The following is a 16,183-nucleotide window of genomic DNA, read 5'->3' as shown; positions in this document are numbered from 1 at the left end:
CACCCCCTGCATTGGAGTTATTGCGTGACAATGTTTATCCGCCTGTTAGGGCGCCGGCTTGCTGTCCTGCCGATCATGCTCCTGGGCGTCACCGTGATGGTGTTTGTGGTGCTGTCCGTGGTCCCGGCGGACCGTGCCACGGCCGTCCTGGGTGAAAACGCCAGCGAGGAAGCCAAGGAAGCCTGGCGGGAGGAACGCGGCCTCAACGCTCCGCTGGTGATCCAGTTCTTCCGGTACCTGGGCGGCGTGCTCCGCCTCGATTTCGGCGTCACCAACCCGCCGGAGGAGTCGGTGGCCAGCAAAATCGCCACGGCTTTCCCGGTCACCCTGCAGCTGACCTTCCTGGGCATCCTGCTGGCCGTTGTCCTGGCCCTGACCCTGGGCATCCTCGGTGCGCTCTACCGGGACCGCTGGCCGGACCAGGCCATCCGTATCTTCTCCATCGCCGCGATTGCCACCCCCTCCTTCTGGCTGGCCATCCTGCTCATCCAGTGGTTCGCCCTGCCCGAAGGCTCCATCTTCCCCACCGGCGGCCTCGCCTGGGCTGACCAGTACGGCTTTGTCGGCTGGCTCTACTCCATGGCCCTGCCCGCCCTGGCCCTCGGCATCCCCGTCTCCGCCTCGCTGATCCGCGTGGTGCGCACCTCCATGGTGGAGGAGCTGGACCGGGACTACGTCCGCACGGCCATCGGCAACGGCGTGCCCTACCGCACCGTCGTGGCCCGGAACGTGCTGCGCAACGCACTGGTCACCCCGGTCACCGTGCTCGGGCTGCGGGTGGGCTACCTGCTCGGCGGCGCCGTCGTCATCGAAAAAATCTTCAGCCTCAACGGCATGGGAGACCTGATTGTGGTGGGCCTGACGACGTCGGACACCAACCTCGTGCAGGGCGCGGTGCTCACCATCGCCGTCGCCTTTGTCCTGGTCAACATCGTGGTCGACCTGCTCTACCTGCTCATCAACCCCCGAATCCGGACGGTGTAACCCATGCGCAATTCACTGGCCGCACGGCTCAGCAGCGGCGGCGCCCGCTTCACCGCCCTGAACCTCAGCTCCAAGCTCGCCCTCGGCTTCCTCGGGTTCATAGTCCTCGTGGCGATCTTCGGCCCGCTCCTCGCCCCCTACGGCGAGAACGAGTCCAGCGTCCCCGTTCAGTCCCCCGACGGCGAGCACCTCTTCGGCACCGACGGCTCCAGCTACGACGTGTTCTCCCGCATGCTCTACGGTGCCCGCGTTTCCATCGCGATCGGCCTCGGTGCCGTGGCCGTGGCCCTTATCCTCGGCTCCATCCTCGGCGCCGTTGCCGCGACCTCCCGCAAGGCCGTCAGCGAAACGGTGATGCGGATCCTGGACATCATGATGGCCTTCCCCGGCATCGCCCTGGCCGCCGCACTGCTCTTTGCCCTCCGGGACCACTCCCTGAACCTCTTCGGGTCCACCGTCCCGGTGATCATCCTGGCCATCGCCATTGTCTACACCCCGCAGCTGGCCCGCGTGGTCCGCGCCAACGTGCTCTCCCAGTACGGCGAGGACTATGTCCGGGCCGAACGGGTCATCGGCGCCGGCCGCACCTACATCCTTCTGCGCCACATTGCCCGCAACTGTGCGGCACCCATCCTGGTGTTCGCCACCGTGATGGTGGCCGACGCCATCATCCTGGAAGCCTCGCTGTCCTTCCTCGGCGCCGGCGTGCAGCAGCCCGCCGCGTCCTGGGGCAACGTCATGGCGGACGGGCGCAACGTGGTCTTCAGCGGCGCCTGGTGGCCGACAACGTTCGGCGGCATCACCATCCTGCTCACCGTCCTGGCGCTGAACATCCTGGCCGAAGGGCTGACCGACGCCATGGTCAACCCGGGCATGCGGAAGGGCCGGAAGAAGACGGCCCCGGCCGCCGTCGAGGCAGTGGCCACCGCAGCACAGCCGTCCGCACTGGATTCCGCCGGCACCTCGCTGACGCAGGCCGACGGCGGGCGGCAGTCCGCCGAGGAGACCGTCCCGGCCACCGGCGCGGACATCAACGCCCCCGGTTCCCTGGCGGCACTGGCCAGGGAACTGGAACTGCTCACCGCCGTCGAGTCCCGGCGGGCGGACCGGCTCCCGGCCGTGGCCGACGACGCCCCGGTGGTCCTGGAAGTGCGGGACCTGTCCATCCGCTTCCCGGAACGCTACGGGGACACCGCCATTGTGGACCGGGTCAGCTTCACCGTCCGCGAGGGCGAAACCATGGGCCTGGTGGGCGAATCCGGCTGCGGAAAGTCCATCACCTCGCTGGCCATCATGGGCCTCCTTCCGCCCACGGCACGGCTCACCGGCTCCATCCGGTTCCGCGGCAAGGAACTGCTGACCAATGATCCGAGGGAGCGCACCCAGCTGTACAAGGGGCTGCGCGGCGAACAAATCGCCATGGTCTACCAGGACGCGCTGAGCTCCCTGAACCCGTCCATGCTCATCAAGGACCAGCTGGCCCAGCTCACCTCCCGCGGCGGGCGCAAGACTCCGCGAGAACTGCTGGAAATGGTGAAGCTGGATCCCGACCGCACGCTCAAGAGCTACCCGCATGAGCTTTCCGGCGGACAGCGGCAGCGCGTGCTGATTGCCATGGCCCTGTCCCGCTCGCCGAAGATCGTGGTCGCGGATGAGCCGACCACGGCACTGGACGTAACCGTGCAGAAGCAGGTGGTGGACCTGCTCAACGAACTGCGCGAGCAGCTCGGCTTCGCCATGGTGTTCGTCAGCCACGACCTCGCCCTGGTGGCGTCGCTGGCCCACCGGGTCACCGTAATGTACGCCGGGCAGGTAGTGGAATCCGGTGACGTTCCGGACCTGCTGCGGGATCCTCGCCACGAATACACCCGCGGACTGTTGGGGGCGGTGCTGTCCATCGAGGCCGGCGCCGAACGCCTGCACCAGATCCAGGGCACCGTCCCCTCCCCCAAGGACTTCGCCGCCGGTGACCGCTTCGCCGAACGCTCGCTGCGGCCGGACGCGGATCCGGAGCAGGTCCTGGAATTTGTCCGCATCGGCGACACCAGCCATTACTGGGCCAGCCACGAAACCCCGTCGCCGCTGGTCGAAACCGGCACAACAGCAAGGCAGCAGGCATGAGCAGCAACGCAGAAAGCAGCACCGCACCGGTCCTGGAGCTGAAGGACATCAAGGTCTACCACCGGGCCCGTTCCGGATCCCTGTTCCGCCCGAACATCGTCAAGGCGGTCGACGGCGTGGACTTCACCGTCCGCCGCGGAGAAACCGTGGGCATTGTGGGCGAATCCGGCTGCGGCAAGTCCACCCTGGCCTCCGTGCTGGTGGGACTGCAGGAACCGACGGCCGGTGAGGTCCTGTTCCATGGAAAGAAGGTCAGCACCAAGGCCTCCTCCGCCAAGAAGACCTTCGGCCGCGACGTCGGCGTGGTGTTCCAGGATCCGGCCACCGCCCTGAATCCCCGGATGACCATCCACGACATCCTGACCGATCCCCTGCAGGTCCACGGGATTGGCACCCAGCAGAGCCGGGACGCCAAGGTGAAGGATCTGCTGTCCCTGGTGGGCCTGCCGCAGTCCGCCGCTGAGGTCACCCCGCACCAGGTCTCGGGCGGCCAGCGCCAGCGCGTCGCCATTGCCCGGGCACTGTGCCTGGACCCGTCGGTCATCGTGGCCGACGAGCCGACGTCGGCCCTGGACGTTTCGGTCCGCGCCCAGGTGCTGAACCTGCTCTCGGACCTGAAACGGGAACTAAACCTCGGCATGGTCTTCATCTCCCATGACATCCAGACCGTCCGCTACGTCTCCGACCGCATCTGCGTCATGTATTTCGGCCGGATTGTCGAAGAAGGTCCCGCCCGGGATGTCTTTGACCGCCCGGCCAATGACTACACCAAGAGCCTGCTCGGAGCAGCGCCCAGCCTTTTGCACATCTAGAACCAAGCACTGGAGAACTACTTGTCACACGCAACACAGCCCCGCTTCCACGGCGTCATTCCCCCGGTGGTCACGCCGCGCACCGCCGACGGCGCCGTTGACACGGCGTCGCTGGAAAAGCTGACCAAATACCTGCTCGACGGCGGCGTCTCCGGACTCTTCGTCCTGGGTTCCTCGGCCGAAGTGCCCTACCTGACCAATGACGAACGCGACCTGGTGGTGCGGACCATTGCCGGCGTCAATGCCGGCGAGGTGCCGATCCTGGCCGGCGCCTCCGAGCAGACCACTCCCCGCGTCATCGAGGAGGGACGCCGGCTCATCGGCCTCGGCGCGGACGCCATTGTCGCCACCTCGCAGTTCTACGCCATTTCGGATGCCGTGGAGACGGAGATCCACTTCCGGGCCCTGCACGCGGCGTTCGATGTTCCCCTGTTTGCCTACGACGTTCCGGTCCGGACCCACTTCAAGCTGCCGCTGCACCTGCTGGTACGGCTCGCCCGTGACGGCGTCCTCGCCGGCGTGAAGGATTCCTCGGGCGACGACGTCGGGTTCCGGCAGCTGCTGCTGGCCACCCGGGACCTGCCGGACTTCGCGGTCTTCACCGGCCACGAGGTAGTGGTGGACGGCGCACTGCTGGGCGGCGCCCACGGCGTGGTCCCCGGTCTCGGCAACGTGGACCCGGCAGGGTACGCGACCCTGTACAACGCGGCCCGGAACGGTGACCACGCCGAAGCCGCCCGGATCCAGGACCGACTGGCCTCCCTCTTTAACATTGTGTACACCCCCACCCCCGGCCGCGTTTCACCGGGCGCGGGCGGCCTCGGCGCCTTCAAGACGGCGCTGATGCTGCTCGGGGTCATCGACACCAATGTGATGTCCGCTCCCATGGTGCAGCTCAACGAAGCCGAAACCGCGGCCATCCGCAGCATCCTCGAGTCCACCGGGCTGCTCTGATACCCGTGCGCCATGTGATTGGACTCGACCTGGGCGGCACTAAAACCGCAGGCGGAGTGGTCGACGGCGAGGGGCGGATTGTCTTCGCCTCCACCGTCCCCACTCCGGCCCAGGCGGGGCCCGATGCCGTCCTGGCCGCTGCCGCGGGCCTGGTTGCCTCGCTCCGCGCGGACGCCCTGGCCGCCGGCGTTGCCGTTGACGCGCTCGGCATCGGCTCCGCCGGCGTGATCGATTCCCGCCGCGGCGTCGTCGTCTCGGCCACGGACGCGATCCGCGGCTGGGGCGGCACCGAACTGACCGCCGAGCTCACCCGCCGGACCGGCCTGCCCGCCACAGCCATCAACGACGTGCATGCCCATGCGCTGGGCGAAAGCTGGCTCGGCGCCGGCGCCGGGGTGCCCAGCGTCCTGTTCGTCGGTGTGGGCACCGGCATCGGCGGCAGCTACGTCCTGAACGGCGAATGCCTCGAAGGTGCCAGCTATACCGCCGGCCACGTGGGCCACTTCGCGTCCCCGTTCGCGTACGAAACGGGCACATTTGAGGACGGCCTGCCGTGCAGCTGCGGCGGCGCCGGACACGTGGAAGCCGTCGCGTCCGGACCGGGCATCTTTTCGCTTTACTCCCGTCTCGGCGGCGGGCAGGCCGAAGACACCCGGGCGGTGTACCGGCTGGCTGTCGAAGGCCACCCGATTGCCGCCAAGGCTCTACACCGCGGAGCAACGGCTGCCGGGTGCGCCATCGGCGGGCTGGCAAACATCCTGGACCCGCACGTCGTCGTCGTCGGCGGCGGACTGGCCTTTGCCGGAGAGCTGTGGTGGGACGCCATGGAGCAGGCGGCCCGGCGCGAGCTCCTGCGTCCGCTGGCCGAGCTGCCCGTGGTACCCGCACAGCTCGGTGAGACGGCCGCCATCCGCGGTGCCGCCCGCCGGGCACTGACACTGAATCCCGTCTCCGAAGGGCAGCATGTTTAATCTCGAGAGCCTCCGTTCCTCCCTCATCGTCTCCTGCCAGGCCTACCCCGGCGAGCCGATGCGGGATCCGCGCACCACGGCGCAGGTGGCGCAGTCCGCAGTGATCGGCGGCGCAGCCGGAGTGCGCGTCCAGGGCATCGGTGACATCCAAGCGGTGCGCTCCGCAGTGGAGGTGCCGGTGATCGGGTTGTGGAAGGACGGTCACGACGGCGTCTTCATCACTCCCACCCTGCACCACGCCCTGGCCTGCGCCGGCGCGGGGGCACACATTGTGGCCCTGGACGGTACCCGGCGGGAACGGCCGGACGGCCTCTCCCTGGCCAGCACCATTGCCGCCGTCCATCAGCAGACGCCGGCGCTGGTGATGGCCGACTGCGGATCCGCGGCCGACGCCGTTGCTGCCGCCGAAGCCGGAGCGGACATCATCGGAACCACGCTCGCCGGGTACACGGAGGAACGGGCAAAAACGTCCGGACCCGACCTGGAACTGCTTCAGGAGCTGGCGGCTCTGCAGCTGGATGTTCCGGTGATCGCCGAAGGCCGCATCCACACCCCCGACCAGGGCCGGGCCGCGCTGGCCGCGGGGGCGTTCGCCGTCGTCGTCGGCACCGCCATCACCCATCCGGCCACGATCACCAGCTGGTTCGCCGCTGCCCTCGAGTCATGACCGGGTTCCGCGACCGCGTCGATCCGGAGCTGCTGCCGGGACTGGAGTATTCGGAAGCCCATCCGCCGCCCACTACCATGGCGGAGCTGGCGGCGTTCCGGGCGGGGACTGCTGCGCCTGCGCCGGTCACGGACGGGGTGTCTTTCCGGGATTACTTCACGGAGGGGATCCGCCTGCGGGTGTTCAGCCCTGCCGGTTCCGGACCGCATCCGGCAATCTACTGGATCCACGGCGGGGGCATGATTGCCGGGACCGTCGACGGCGACACCTCCTACTGCGCGGAGCTGTGCGTGCGCAGCCGTGCGGTGGTGGTTGCCGTGGAGTACCGGCTCGCTCCCGAACATCCGTTCCCGGCGCCCCTCGATGATGTGGAGGCGGGACTGCGGTGGCTGTTTGCCTCCGCCGCTGTCTTGTCGGTGGATCCCGGGCGGGTGGCTGTGGCGGGCTCCAGCGCCGGCGGCGGGCTGGCTGCCGCGCTCGCCCTGCGGCTCCGGGACGCCGGCGGCCCGGCCATCGCCTTCCAGTACCTGATGTACCCGATGCTGGACTCCTCGCACACGTCCGCGTCAGCCCGCGAATTCACCGGCATACCCACATGGAACGCCGCACACAGCAGATTCGCCTGGACGTGCTATCTGGGCGGCGCTCCATCCGGCGCAGGGGCGGCGCCTGCACTCGCCGCGGATCTTGGCGGCCTGCCGCCCACGCTCATCCAGGTGGGCGAACTGGATCTGTTCCGGGACGAAGACATTACTTTTGCTGCCCGCTTGCTGCAGGCGGGCGTGCCCACGGAGCTGCACGTCTATCCCGGCGCCTACCACGGGTTCGAACTGAACTGTCCGGACTCCTTCGTTGGCGCCCAGTGCCTGCGGGACCGGGACCGCGCCCTGGTCCGGGCGCTTCACGGCGCAGGCGCCTCCGATTTCCCCGAAAACTCCTCCCCCGCGAATTCCCCAATGGAAGGTTCCCCGTTATGAGGCTTGAAGGCTGGCAAATCATCATGGTCGTCGTTTTGGCGATCATCCTCTTCGGTGCCCCGAAGCTGCCCGGACTGGCACGCAGCGTCGGTCAATCCCTGCGGATTTTCAAGTCCGAAGTCCGGCAGCTGAAGGACGAGAACCCATCACCTGAAACGGACCCGATGGCCGGCGGCACGGTTCCGCATACCCCGGCTCCGCATCCGGCACCGGTACCGGTACCTCCTTCCATGCCGACGCCGAAGGGCGGCTTCCCCTCCGGACCCCAATAAAAAACACCTGCCTACGGGTGCACCGCCGCCGCGGTGGTGCAGGATGGGACTACCCCACCGGGCACACGGATCCCGGACCGCAGAGGAAAGGCGTCATCCAATGGCAGATCTAGGCGGCATGGCAGACAAAGCGAAGGACGCGGCCAAGGACAACCCGGAGAAGGTTGACCAGGCCAAAGACAAGGCAAAGGACGTCGTCGACGGCAACAAGGACGACAATAAGTAGCACCCGGCAGACACAGGGCCGGACCGTCGCTGCGGCGGTCCGGCCCTGCTGCGTAAGGGGACCGGGATCGCCTCAGGCCCGGCCCGCCCCGGCTCCGGGAAGGACGCTGAAAATGCCCGGCGCGCGGAAACCCGCCGAGGAGAAGGCCTGCTCCACCGCGGACCGGATAGCGGGCACATCGTCCACCTGCACCAGCGCGATGGCTGAACCTCCGAAGCCGCCGCCCGTCATGCGGGCACCCAGCGCTCCGGCAGCGAGGGATGCGTCCACTGCGGTGTCGAGCTCCGCGCAGGAGATCTCAAAGTCGTCCCGCATGGACGCGTGGCTGGCAGTGAGCAGCGGACCCAGTCCGGCTGGTCCGCCGCCGGTAAGCACCTCAACGGCGGTTTCCACCCTCGCGTTTTCGGTCACCACGTGGCGCACCCGCCGGAACGTCTCCTCCTCCAGCACATCGGCGGCCCGGGCGAGGTCCCCGGCAGAAAGATCCCGGAGGGCAGGAACACCCATCTGTGCGGCGCCGCGTTCACAGGAACGCCGGCGTGCGGCGTAGCCGCCGGTGGCGTGGGAGTGGCTGACACGCGTGTCGATGACCATGAGTTCCAGGCCTGCCCCCTCCAGGTCCAGGGGAACGAGCCGCGAATCCCCGGAGCGGCAGTCGAGGAAAACGGCATGGCCGCGCTCGCCCAGGAGTGCGGCGGACTGGTCCATGATGCCGGTGGGCGCCCCCACCATCCGGTTCTCGGCGAGCTGTCCGATTACCGCCAGCTCCCGGCGGGAAACCTCCGCCTGCGCGAGGTCATTGACGGCTACCGCCACGGCGCATTCCAGTGCAGCGGAGGACGACAGCCCCGCTCCCACCGGAACGGTGGAATCAATCAGCAGGTCCAGGCCGGGACAGCGGTAACCTGACTGTTCCATCGCCCAGAGAACCCCCAGCGGATACGCGGCCCAGCCGGTGACGCTTCCTTCGGTAAGGCGGTCAAGGTCGGCGGCCACGGGCTCGTCGTCGGGTGCAAAGGTGGACGAAACCCGGACCATCCGGTCGCTGCGGACGGCCGCGGCGACGGTTGTGGATTCCCGGATGGCGAACGGCAGGACAAAGCCGTCGTTGTAGTCCGTGTGTTCGCCGATGACGTTGACCCGGCCGGGCGCGGACCACAGGCCGTCCGGCTCCGCCCCGAATCGATCGGCAAAGGCCGCTGCGAGCTGGGCTGGGGTCATATCCGGTCCTTTCGGGCGGCTGCTCCGGGACCGGGACCGCCTGCGTTGCGGAGGGATTCGGCAACGGCCTCGGGGGCCGTGTCGTTGATGAAGGCGCCCATGGCCGCCTCGGACCCGGCGAGGAATTTGAGTTTGTCCGCTGCCCGGCGCGGTGAGGTCAGCTGGAGGTGCAGGTGCCCTGCGGGACGCAGTGCCGGATCAACCGGGGCCTGCTGCCAGGCGGCGATGTACGGCGTGGGCGTGGGGTACAGGGCATCAACGCGGCGGAGCAGATCAAGGTAGACCGTGGTGAGGTCATCACGTTCCGCGCCGGTGAGTCCGGCCAGGTCCGCGACCCGGCGGTGGGGAACCACATGGACTTCCAGCGGCCACCGCGCGGCAAAGGGCACGAAGGCACTGAAATGCTTTCCCTCGATCACCATGCGGTCTCCGCTGGCGCGTTCGGAGGCGAGCGCCTGGCCGACCAGGGTCTGGGTCCCTCCCGAGTCGGCATGGAACTCCGCCGCCCTCGCTGCGAGGGTGGCCGCGCGGGGCGGCAGGAACGGATAGGCATAAATCTGGCCGTGCGGGTGCAGGAGGGTGACGCCGATGTCAGCGCCGCGGTTCTCGAAGCAGAAGACCTGCTTGATCCCGGGCATCGCGGACAGCGCTTCGGTGCGCTGGGCCCAGGCATCGATCACCGTGCGGGCGCGCTCCGGGGTGAGGGAACCGAAGGAACCCTCGTGAGCCGGGTCGAAGGCAACAACTTCGCAGCGGCCGTACGCCGGCGCCGTCGTCCCCCATTCCGGATCACCGGGAAGCTCACCGAGGTCCGGTCCGAACGAGGGGAACCGGTTTTCAAACACCGCAACCTCGTAATCCGGGGCAGGGATTTCCGATGCGTGTTCCGGCGTCGCCGGGCACAGCGGGCACAGGTCCGCCGACGGCAGGTGGGTGCGGGACTGCCGGTGCGCGGCGACGGCGATCCACTCGCCGGAAAGGGCGTCATAACGTGCGCTACCCGCAGGTCCCCGCGCTGGAAGCCCCCGGGTGTCGCGGCTGGCTGCCGCGTGCCGTGCGGCACTGGCCTCTTCCGCGTCGAAGTAGATCAGCTCGCGTCCGTCGGACAGCCTGGTGGGAGTTATGAAGGTCATGGGCGCTCTTCCAGACGGTCGCAGCGGAGACAGGACAGGCGAACAGGTCCGCACTGAAACGAACAAAACCTACCACGGAGGGAAAGGGCCGGCGCGCCTCAGCTTTGCCTCCCGGGGAATAGAAGCCGGACCGTGCTTCTTTTACCGCTCATGAAAGCAATCGTGTACTCCGCCACAGGAGACTCCTCTGTCCTTTCCCTCGTTGACCGCGACGCCGCCGATCCCGGACCGGGCGAAGTGCGGGTGCGCGTCATCGCCTCCGGCGTGAACCCCACCGATTGGAAGGCCCGCGCCGGCAACAGCCTCGCCTTCCCCGAAGTGGTGCCCAACCAGGACGGCGCCGGAGTGGTTGACGCCCTGGGCGAAGGGGTGACCGACCTTCAAGTAGGCGACCGGGTATGGATCTACCTCGCCGCCCACGGCCGCCCGACCGGAACTGCCGCCGAATTCACCGTCCTCCCCGCCGACCGGGCCGTGAAGCTTCCCGAAGGCATCGGTTTCGACGCTGCCGCCAGCCTCGGCGTCCCCGCAATGACGGCGCACCGCGCCCTGACCGTCCATGAGAACGGCCCGGCCCGGCTCGCCGCCGGTGCCCTCGCCGGACGTACGGTCCTCGTCCAGGGCGGGGCCGGAGCCGTGGGCCACGCCGCGATCCAGCTCGCGGTCTGGGCCGGCGCCACGGTGATCGCCACGGTCAGCAGCGATGCGAAAGCCGAACTTGCCGCCGCCGCCGGAGCGCACCACGTTGTCCGCTACCCGGACGATGCCGAGGCTGACCGCATCCGCGAGATTGCCCCCGACGGCGTGGACCACATTGTCGAGGTGTCCCCCGCCCAGAACGCCGCCCTGGATGTGGATGTCATTGCCAACCACGGCAGCATCGCCTACTACGCGAACAACAACGGCGAGGAGTTTACGGCGCCGATTGTCGCCAGCTTCGCCAAGAACGTCCGCTGGCAGGGGGTGCTCATCTACACGGTGGGCACCGAGGCGCAGCACGCCGCAGCCGAGGACATCACCGCCGCACTGCACGACGGCGTCCTGCCCGTCGGCGAATCGGCCGGCCTTCCGCTCACCTGGTTCCCCCTCGAGGAGACCGCTGCCGCGCATGACGCGGTGGAGAACGGCGCCACCGGCAAGGTCCTCATCCGTGTAGCCGACGAGACCGGCGCCGCCTAGCTGAGACCGGCACCGAGGGAGGGTCCGCCCCGCTGCGGCCCTCCCTCCCGGATACACCAAGGTTGAACAGGTAGCATGTCGGTACTAGTCTTCTCCTGCCCCGGATTCGGGTTGGATGTCAAGAGTGCTCGGCGAAACGGCGGGCATCTGGAACGCGAGGTATTGCCATGTCTGGCCGGATTCCTGACGTGACCCGACGGGTCGGCGTCGTCATAGGGCGTGTCGTGGTCTACGTCCTGATCTGGTTGGGGCTCGCGCTGCTCATCGCCGCGGCCGGCATCCGGTTCTTCTGGGGCGAAATCTCGGTGGGGCAGATGCTCCTGAACCTCGTCTCGGTGGAAACCGACGGCGGCGGCGGCGGCATTGTCTGGCTCGGCATCCTCGGCATCGGCGTCCTGCCCCTGCTCATCACGGGCGGAATCGCCCTGTGGCAATACTTCCGCCGCCGCAAGCGCCGCAACGGCGAAGAACCGCAGTCCGGCCGTTCCCCGTGGGTCAGGCGCACCGTCTCCGCCGTCCTCGTGGGCGCATTGGTCATTGGCGGCACCACGGCGTTCGCCAGCACAGTAGGCATGGCCGACTACATCAAGGCCGCGAACTCCCCGTACAACATCGGTGACTACTACGTGGAACCCACCGTCACCGGTGACGGGGAGAAGCGCAACCTGGTGCTGATTTACCTCGAGTCCGGCGAGGCCACCCTCGCAGATGACCAGCTCTTCGAAAAGGATGCGTTCGTTCCGCTCAAGAATGCCACCCGGACGGGCTGGCAGAGCGTGGAGGACTTCCAGCAGTACGAGGGTGGAGGCTGGACCATGGCCGGAATCGTCTCCACGCAGTGCGGTGTTCCGCTGAAGGGCGTGGGTTCCGCCGAGGAGAGCAAGGACGCCAGCAATCTCGACGACGACGGCGACACGTACCTTGCGGGGGTGACCTGCCTCGGCGACGTCCTGGCGGAACAGGGGTACACCAACGTTTTCATGGGCGGTGCCAACGCCGCCTTCGCCGCGAAGGACACGTTCCTGGGCACCCACGGCTATTCCGAGGTCAAGGACCTCAACGACTGGCGCGAGGCCGGCGAGCCGGAGAAGAACTTCCGCACCGACTGGGGCCTGAGCGATGAACGCCTCCTGGCCCACGCCAGGGACGAAGTCGACCGGCTGCACGCCGAGGCGGAGGAGACCGGGCAGCCGTTCAACCTCTCCCTGCTGACGTTGGACACCCACGAGCCGGTGCATGTCTACGACTACTGCGACGTGGACACCGAGAACAACGTCACCTCCGTGTTCGCCTGCTCCATGACCGAGGTGGCCGGCTTCGTGGACTACCTGGAGCAGCAGGGGTACCTCGAGGACACCTCCGTGGTGATCATGGGCGACCATCTGAAGCACATGAGTGCCGGGGATGCGTTCCACGAGCAGCTGGACCACCACGCCAACCGGACCATCTTCAACCGGGTCTGGGTGCCCGGCCAGAACGGCTCGCTGCGCCCCGGCGTGGACCAGCTGAACATGTACCCGACCATCCTCGAAGCCGCGGGCCTGGACCTCAAGGACCATGAGGCCGGGCTGGGAGTGTCTGCCTTCACCTCGGAGATCCCGGCCGGATCGGCGCAGGACATGGACCCCGAAACCTATACCGAGCTGCTTGAATCGCTCTCCCCGCAGTTCTACGCGGAGGCGTGGGCCGGCCGGTAAGCGGAGTCAGGCGGGTTTCCCGCTCCGCGCGGCGACGACGTCGTCGGCATCGGTCGAGTGGGCCAGGTCTTTCCCGGCTTCCAACTGCGTAAGACGCTCCCGCAGTGCCGAGGTCGCCAGAGTGTAGGCATCCGAACCGAGGGTGAGCCGCATCGGTGCAGCAGCACCGTCGGCTGAAGCAATAATCGCCGCGGCGATCTTTGCCGGGTCTCCCGGAGCGGGCAGCGGGGGAAGGTCACCGGCAATCATGCGCCGCAGCTGTCCGGGCGCACCGGCGTCGTACTCACGCATTGGCTCGCCCATATCGGCGCTCGGCCCGCCGAATCCGGTGCGGGAAACCCCCGGCTCCACCAGGGTGACGCCGATGCCGAACGGCGCGATCTCCGCAGCTGCCGATTCCCAGAATCCCTCAATGCCCCACTTGGTGGCGTGATAGAGGCTCATGGCTGGGAAAGCGATCTGCCCGCCGATACTGGAGATCTGCATGATGCGGCCGCCGCCCTGCCGGCGCAGATACGGGATGACCGCACGGCCGAGGTGGATTGAGGCGGTGAGGTTCGTGGCCAGCTGACGGTCGATCTGCGCATCCGTCGCCTCCTCTGCCGCACCGAAGAGTCCATATCCGGCATTGGAGACGACGACGTCGATCCGGCCCAGTTCGTCGAACGCCCGCTTGACCACTGTCCGCAGCGTTGCTGTCTCCGTGACATCGAGCGGTGCACGCCACAGCCGCGGGCCGTGCCGGGACGCCAGGTCGTCCAGGGATTCTACGCGCCGGGCGGTAGCGGCCACCTGGTCGCCCCGCTCGAGAAGCTGCTCGGCCAACTGGCGGCCGAAGCCGGATGAAGTGCCCGTGATGAACCACGTTCGTGACATGTCTTCCTCCTGAAAGTAACCGGATGGTTACCATAGAGTGCCAGACCCGGGATTGGTAAGCAACCATCTGGTTACATACGATGGCGGCATGCCTCCTGATCCCGCGCCCACCAAGCGGCGCATCCTGGCCGCGGCCCGCGCCGAGTTCGCCCTCAACGGCCTCGCCGGCGCCCGGGTGGACCGCATAGCCGACGAGGCCAAGGCCAACAAACGCTCCATCTACGTGCACTTCGGCGCAAAGGAAGAGCTGTTCGATCTGGTCGTGGGCCAGGCCCTGCTCGAACTCGCCGACGCTGTCCCCTTTGACGCCGCCTCACTCCCCCAGTACGCGGGCAGCCTGTTCGACATGCTCCAGCGGAACCCCGATGTCGCCCGGCTGACCTCCTGGGCGGTACTGGAGCGTCCGGTACCACTGGATATTGAGGTGCAGTCCTACCGCAGCAAGGTCTCGGCGCTCCGCGAGGCCCAGGACCGGGGCCAGATCGCCGCCCGCCACGACCCCGTGGTGCTTTTGTCCATGGTCATTTCCCTGGTCACCAGCTGGAGCAATGCCTCCTGGTCACTCCGTGCCCTTGCCGGACCCGACGCAACAACCCCTCCGCAAGGCTTCCGCGAACAACTCGTCCTGGCGGTCGAGGCATTAACCGTCGGCCGGTAACCTGCGCTCAGCCGCGGGAGTCGTAAGCGGCGCGTCCGGCGAAGACCTCATCCATGTGCTGTTCCGCCCAGCCCTTGATGCCGCGTGTCAGCCGATGCAGGGACACCCCCAGATCGGTCAACTCGTACGTGACCGTGACGGGCACCGTGGGGGTGACCGTGCGCGTGACCATCCCGTCCCGCTCCAGCGAGCGAAGCGTTTGGGTCAGCATCTTCTGGCTTACGCCGGCCAGCACGCGGGACAGTTCGGAGAACCGCAGCGGTCGGGGATCGCCGTCGCAGTCCGGCCCGCTGCCCAGGGCTGCCAGGACCAGAGTGACCCATTTATCCGAGATCCTCTCCAATAGCTGCCGGCTGGGACAGCCATCCAAAAAGGCGTTGTACTTCGCCTTGTCCTGCGCGCGCTTCTCTGCCGCCGTCGTCGTGGCCATCGCCTGCCCTTGTCTCTCAGAGTTACTTAGGCACTTCCAGGTGCCTACTTCCTGCCCGGAAGCTGCCACTCCAGAATGGACTGCACCGAGCACGAAACACCACCCCTGAAGGGCAGAACATGAGCACATTTACCACTTCCCTTCCCGGCGGCACCTGGACCCTGGGCGACCTTGAGGTGTCCCGCTTGGGCTATGGGGCCATGCAGCTGGCCGGGCCCGGGGTGATGGGACCGCCGGCGGATCACGACGGCGCCCTGGCCGTCCTGCGCGAGGCCGTCACGCTCGGTATCACCCACATCGACACCGCCGAGGCCTACGGTCCGCACGCCACCAACGCTCTCATCCGCGAGGCGCTTCACCCTTACCCGGAGACCCTGCATCTGGTGACCAAGGTGGGGGCCGTCCGCGACGACCAGGGTGGATGGCCTTCGGCACGGAAACCCGATCAGCTGCGCCGGGCGGTCGAGGAGAATCTGGAAACACTCGGCCTGGAGGTGCTGGACCTGGTGAACCTCCGTATGGGTGACGCCGGAGGCCCGGCGGCTGAATCGCTGGCCGAAGCGCTGGAGACACTCGCCGAACTCCAACGGCAGGGAATGATCCGGCACCTCGGGTTAAGCAACGTGCTGCCCGAACAGGTGGCCGAAGCCCGCAGTATTGTCCCCATCGTCTCGGTGCAGAACATGTACAACCTGGCGTTCCGCCGGGACGACAGCCTGATCGATTCCCTCGCAGCTGACGGCATTGCCTATGTGCCGTTCTTCCCGCTGGGCGGTTTCAGCCCGCTGCAGTCGGAGGCGCTCTCCGCAGTGGCGGCACGGCTGGGAGCAACGCCCATGTCCGTGGCCCTGGCGTGGCTGCTGCAGCGTTCCCCTAACATCCTGCTCATCCCCGGCACCTCCTCCGTGGCGCATCTGCGGGAGAATGCGGCCGGTGCCGCGCTGGTGCTTTCCGCTGAGGACGTTGCCGAGCTGGACGCCATCGACGGGTAGCCCGGGTTACGCC

Annotated in this window: 17 protein-coding genes; 13 read left to right on the top strand and 4 right to left on the bottom strand. The window is 67.8% G+C overall.

Features of this window, described 5'->3' with window-relative positions:
• Window positions 1–30: 30 nt before the first annotated feature.
• The 9 genes from AC5RT8_RS15040 to AC5RT8_RS15000 all read left to right on the top strand — a co-directional run bounded on the left by AC5RT8_RS15040 (window position 31) and on the right by AC5RT8_RS15000 (window position 7,984).
• Complete coding sequence (locus AC5RT8_RS15040) at window positions 31–984, top strand: ABC transporter permease (protein WP_494096709.1); 954 nt, start codon at window positions 31–33, stop codon at window positions 982–984.
• A 3-nt stretch (window positions 985–987) separates the two neighbouring features.
• Window positions 988–3,105 carry a dipeptide/oligopeptide/nickel ABC transporter permease/ATP-binding protein gene (locus tag AC5RT8_RS15035; RefSeq protein WP_494096524.1) on the top strand — a complete coding sequence of 706 codons (2,118 nt, stop codon included), beginning with the start codon at window positions 988–990 and terminating at the stop codon, window positions 3,103–3,105.
• Window positions 3,102–3,917: an ATP-binding cassette domain-containing protein gene (locus AC5RT8_RS15030; RefSeq protein ID WP_494096523.1), complete on the top strand. Its 816-nt coding sequence runs from the start codon at window positions 3,102–3,104 to the stop codon at window positions 3,915–3,917. Before AC5RT8_RS15035 ends, AC5RT8_RS15030 begins: the two co-directional genes overlap by 4 nt.
• 21 nt (window positions 3,918–3,938) lie before the next feature.
• The gene (locus tag AC5RT8_RS15025; RefSeq protein ID WP_494096522.1) at window positions 3,939–4,871 is read left to right on the top strand and encodes a dihydrodipicolinate synthase family protein; all 933 of its coding nucleotides are present in this window, start codon (window positions 3,939–3,941) and stop codon (window positions 4,869–4,871) included.
• 5 nt (window positions 4,872–4,876) lie between these two features.
• The gene (locus tag AC5RT8_RS15020; RefSeq protein WP_494096521.1) at window positions 4,877–5,842 is read left to right on the top strand and encodes an ROK family protein; all 966 of its coding nucleotides are present in this window, start codon (window positions 4,877–4,879) and stop codon (window positions 5,840–5,842) included.
• A complete protein-coding gene (locus tag AC5RT8_RS15015) occupies window positions 5,835–6,509 on the top strand; it encodes an N-acetylmannosamine-6-phosphate 2-epimerase (RefSeq protein ID WP_494096520.1) in 675 nt (224 codons plus the stop codon). The genes AC5RT8_RS15020 and AC5RT8_RS15015 overlap by 8 nt, the downstream gene beginning before the upstream one ends.
• Entirely contained in the window at window positions 6,506–7,486 is a 981-nt protein-coding gene (locus AC5RT8_RS15010) for an alpha/beta hydrolase (RefSeq protein ID WP_494096519.1), read from the top strand. The genes AC5RT8_RS15015 and AC5RT8_RS15010 overlap by 4 nt, the downstream gene beginning before the upstream one ends.
• Complete coding sequence (locus AC5RT8_RS15005) at window positions 7,483–7,758, top strand: twin-arginine translocase TatA/TatE family subunit (RefSeq protein WP_494096518.1); 276 nt, start codon at window positions 7,483–7,485, stop codon at window positions 7,756–7,758. The genes AC5RT8_RS15010 and AC5RT8_RS15005 overlap by 4 nt, the downstream gene beginning before the upstream one ends.
• Window positions 7,759–7,858: 100 nt before the next feature.
• The gene (locus AC5RT8_RS15000; protein WP_494096517.1) at window positions 7,859–7,984 is read left to right on the top strand and encodes a hypothetical protein; all 126 of its coding nucleotides are present in this window, start codon (window positions 7,859–7,861) and stop codon (window positions 7,982–7,984) included.
• A gap of 72 nt (window positions 7,985–8,056) precedes the next feature.
• Here AC5RT8_RS15000 and galK read toward each other — a convergent pair whose 3' ends face one another.
• Together galK and galT are read right to left on the bottom strand one after the other, a co-directional pair.
• Complete coding sequence (gene galK, locus AC5RT8_RS14995) at window positions 8,057–9,205, bottom strand: galactokinase (protein WP_494096516.1); 1,149 nt, start codon at window positions 9,203–9,205, stop codon at window positions 8,057–8,059.
• Window positions 9,202–10,338 (bottom strand): galactose-1-phosphate uridylyltransferase, encoded by a 1,137-nt coding sequence (gene galT, locus AC5RT8_RS14990; RefSeq protein ID WP_494096515.1) that lies wholly within the window; start codon window positions 10,336–10,338, stop codon window positions 9,202–9,204. The genes galK and galT overlap by 4 nt, the downstream gene beginning before the upstream one ends.
• A 150-nt stretch (window positions 10,339–10,488) precedes the next feature.
• Here galT and AC5RT8_RS14985 point away from each other — a divergent pair, with 150 nt between their 5' ends.
• Window positions 10,489–11,517 carry an NADPH:quinone reductase gene (locus tag AC5RT8_RS14985; protein WP_494096514.1) on the top strand — a complete coding sequence of 343 codons (1,029 nt, stop codon included), beginning with the start codon at window positions 10,489–10,491 and terminating at the stop codon, window positions 11,515–11,517.
• 188 nt (window positions 11,518–11,705) lie between these two features.
• Window positions 11,706–13,214, top strand: coding sequence for a sulfatase-like hydrolase/transferase (locus AC5RT8_RS14980; RefSeq protein ID WP_494096513.1), 1,509 nt, complete (start codon window positions 11,706–11,708; stop codon window positions 13,212–13,214).
• Between the two features lie 6 nt (window positions 13,215–13,220).
• On the opposite strand, the gene AC5RT8_RS14975 is transcribed toward AC5RT8_RS14980, so the two are convergent.
• Window positions 13,221–14,090: an SDR family oxidoreductase gene (locus AC5RT8_RS14975; protein WP_494096512.1), complete on the bottom strand. Its 870-nt coding sequence runs from the start codon at window positions 14,088–14,090 to the stop codon at window positions 13,221–13,223.
• Between the two features lie 88 nt (window positions 14,091–14,178).
• Here AC5RT8_RS14975 and AC5RT8_RS14970 point away from each other — a divergent pair, with 88 nt between their 5' ends.
• Window positions 14,179–14,748 (top strand): TetR/AcrR family transcriptional regulator, encoded by a 570-nt coding sequence (locus tag AC5RT8_RS14970; protein WP_494096511.1) that lies wholly within the window; start codon window positions 14,179–14,181, stop codon window positions 14,746–14,748.
• 7 nt (window positions 14,749–14,755) lie between these two features.
• On the opposite strand, the gene AC5RT8_RS14965 is transcribed toward AC5RT8_RS14970, so the two are convergent.
• Entirely contained in the window at window positions 14,756–15,178 is a 423-nt protein-coding gene (locus AC5RT8_RS14965) for a winged helix-turn-helix transcriptional regulator (RefSeq protein WP_494096510.1), read from the bottom strand.
• Between the two features lie 119 nt (window positions 15,179–15,297).
• Here AC5RT8_RS14965 and AC5RT8_RS14960 point away from each other — a divergent pair, with 119 nt between their 5' ends.
• Window positions 15,298–16,170 (top strand): aldo/keto reductase family oxidoreductase, encoded by an 873-nt coding sequence (locus AC5RT8_RS14960; RefSeq protein WP_494096509.1) that lies wholly within the window; start codon window positions 15,298–15,300, stop codon window positions 16,168–16,170.
• The last annotated feature ends 13 nt before the right edge of the window (window positions 16,171–16,183 follow it).

Source organism: Arthrobacter sp. Ms25 (assembly GCF_059090365.1).
Note: the sequence above shows the minus strand (reverse complement) of the source record. Positions and strands in the feature narration are given on the sequence as shown.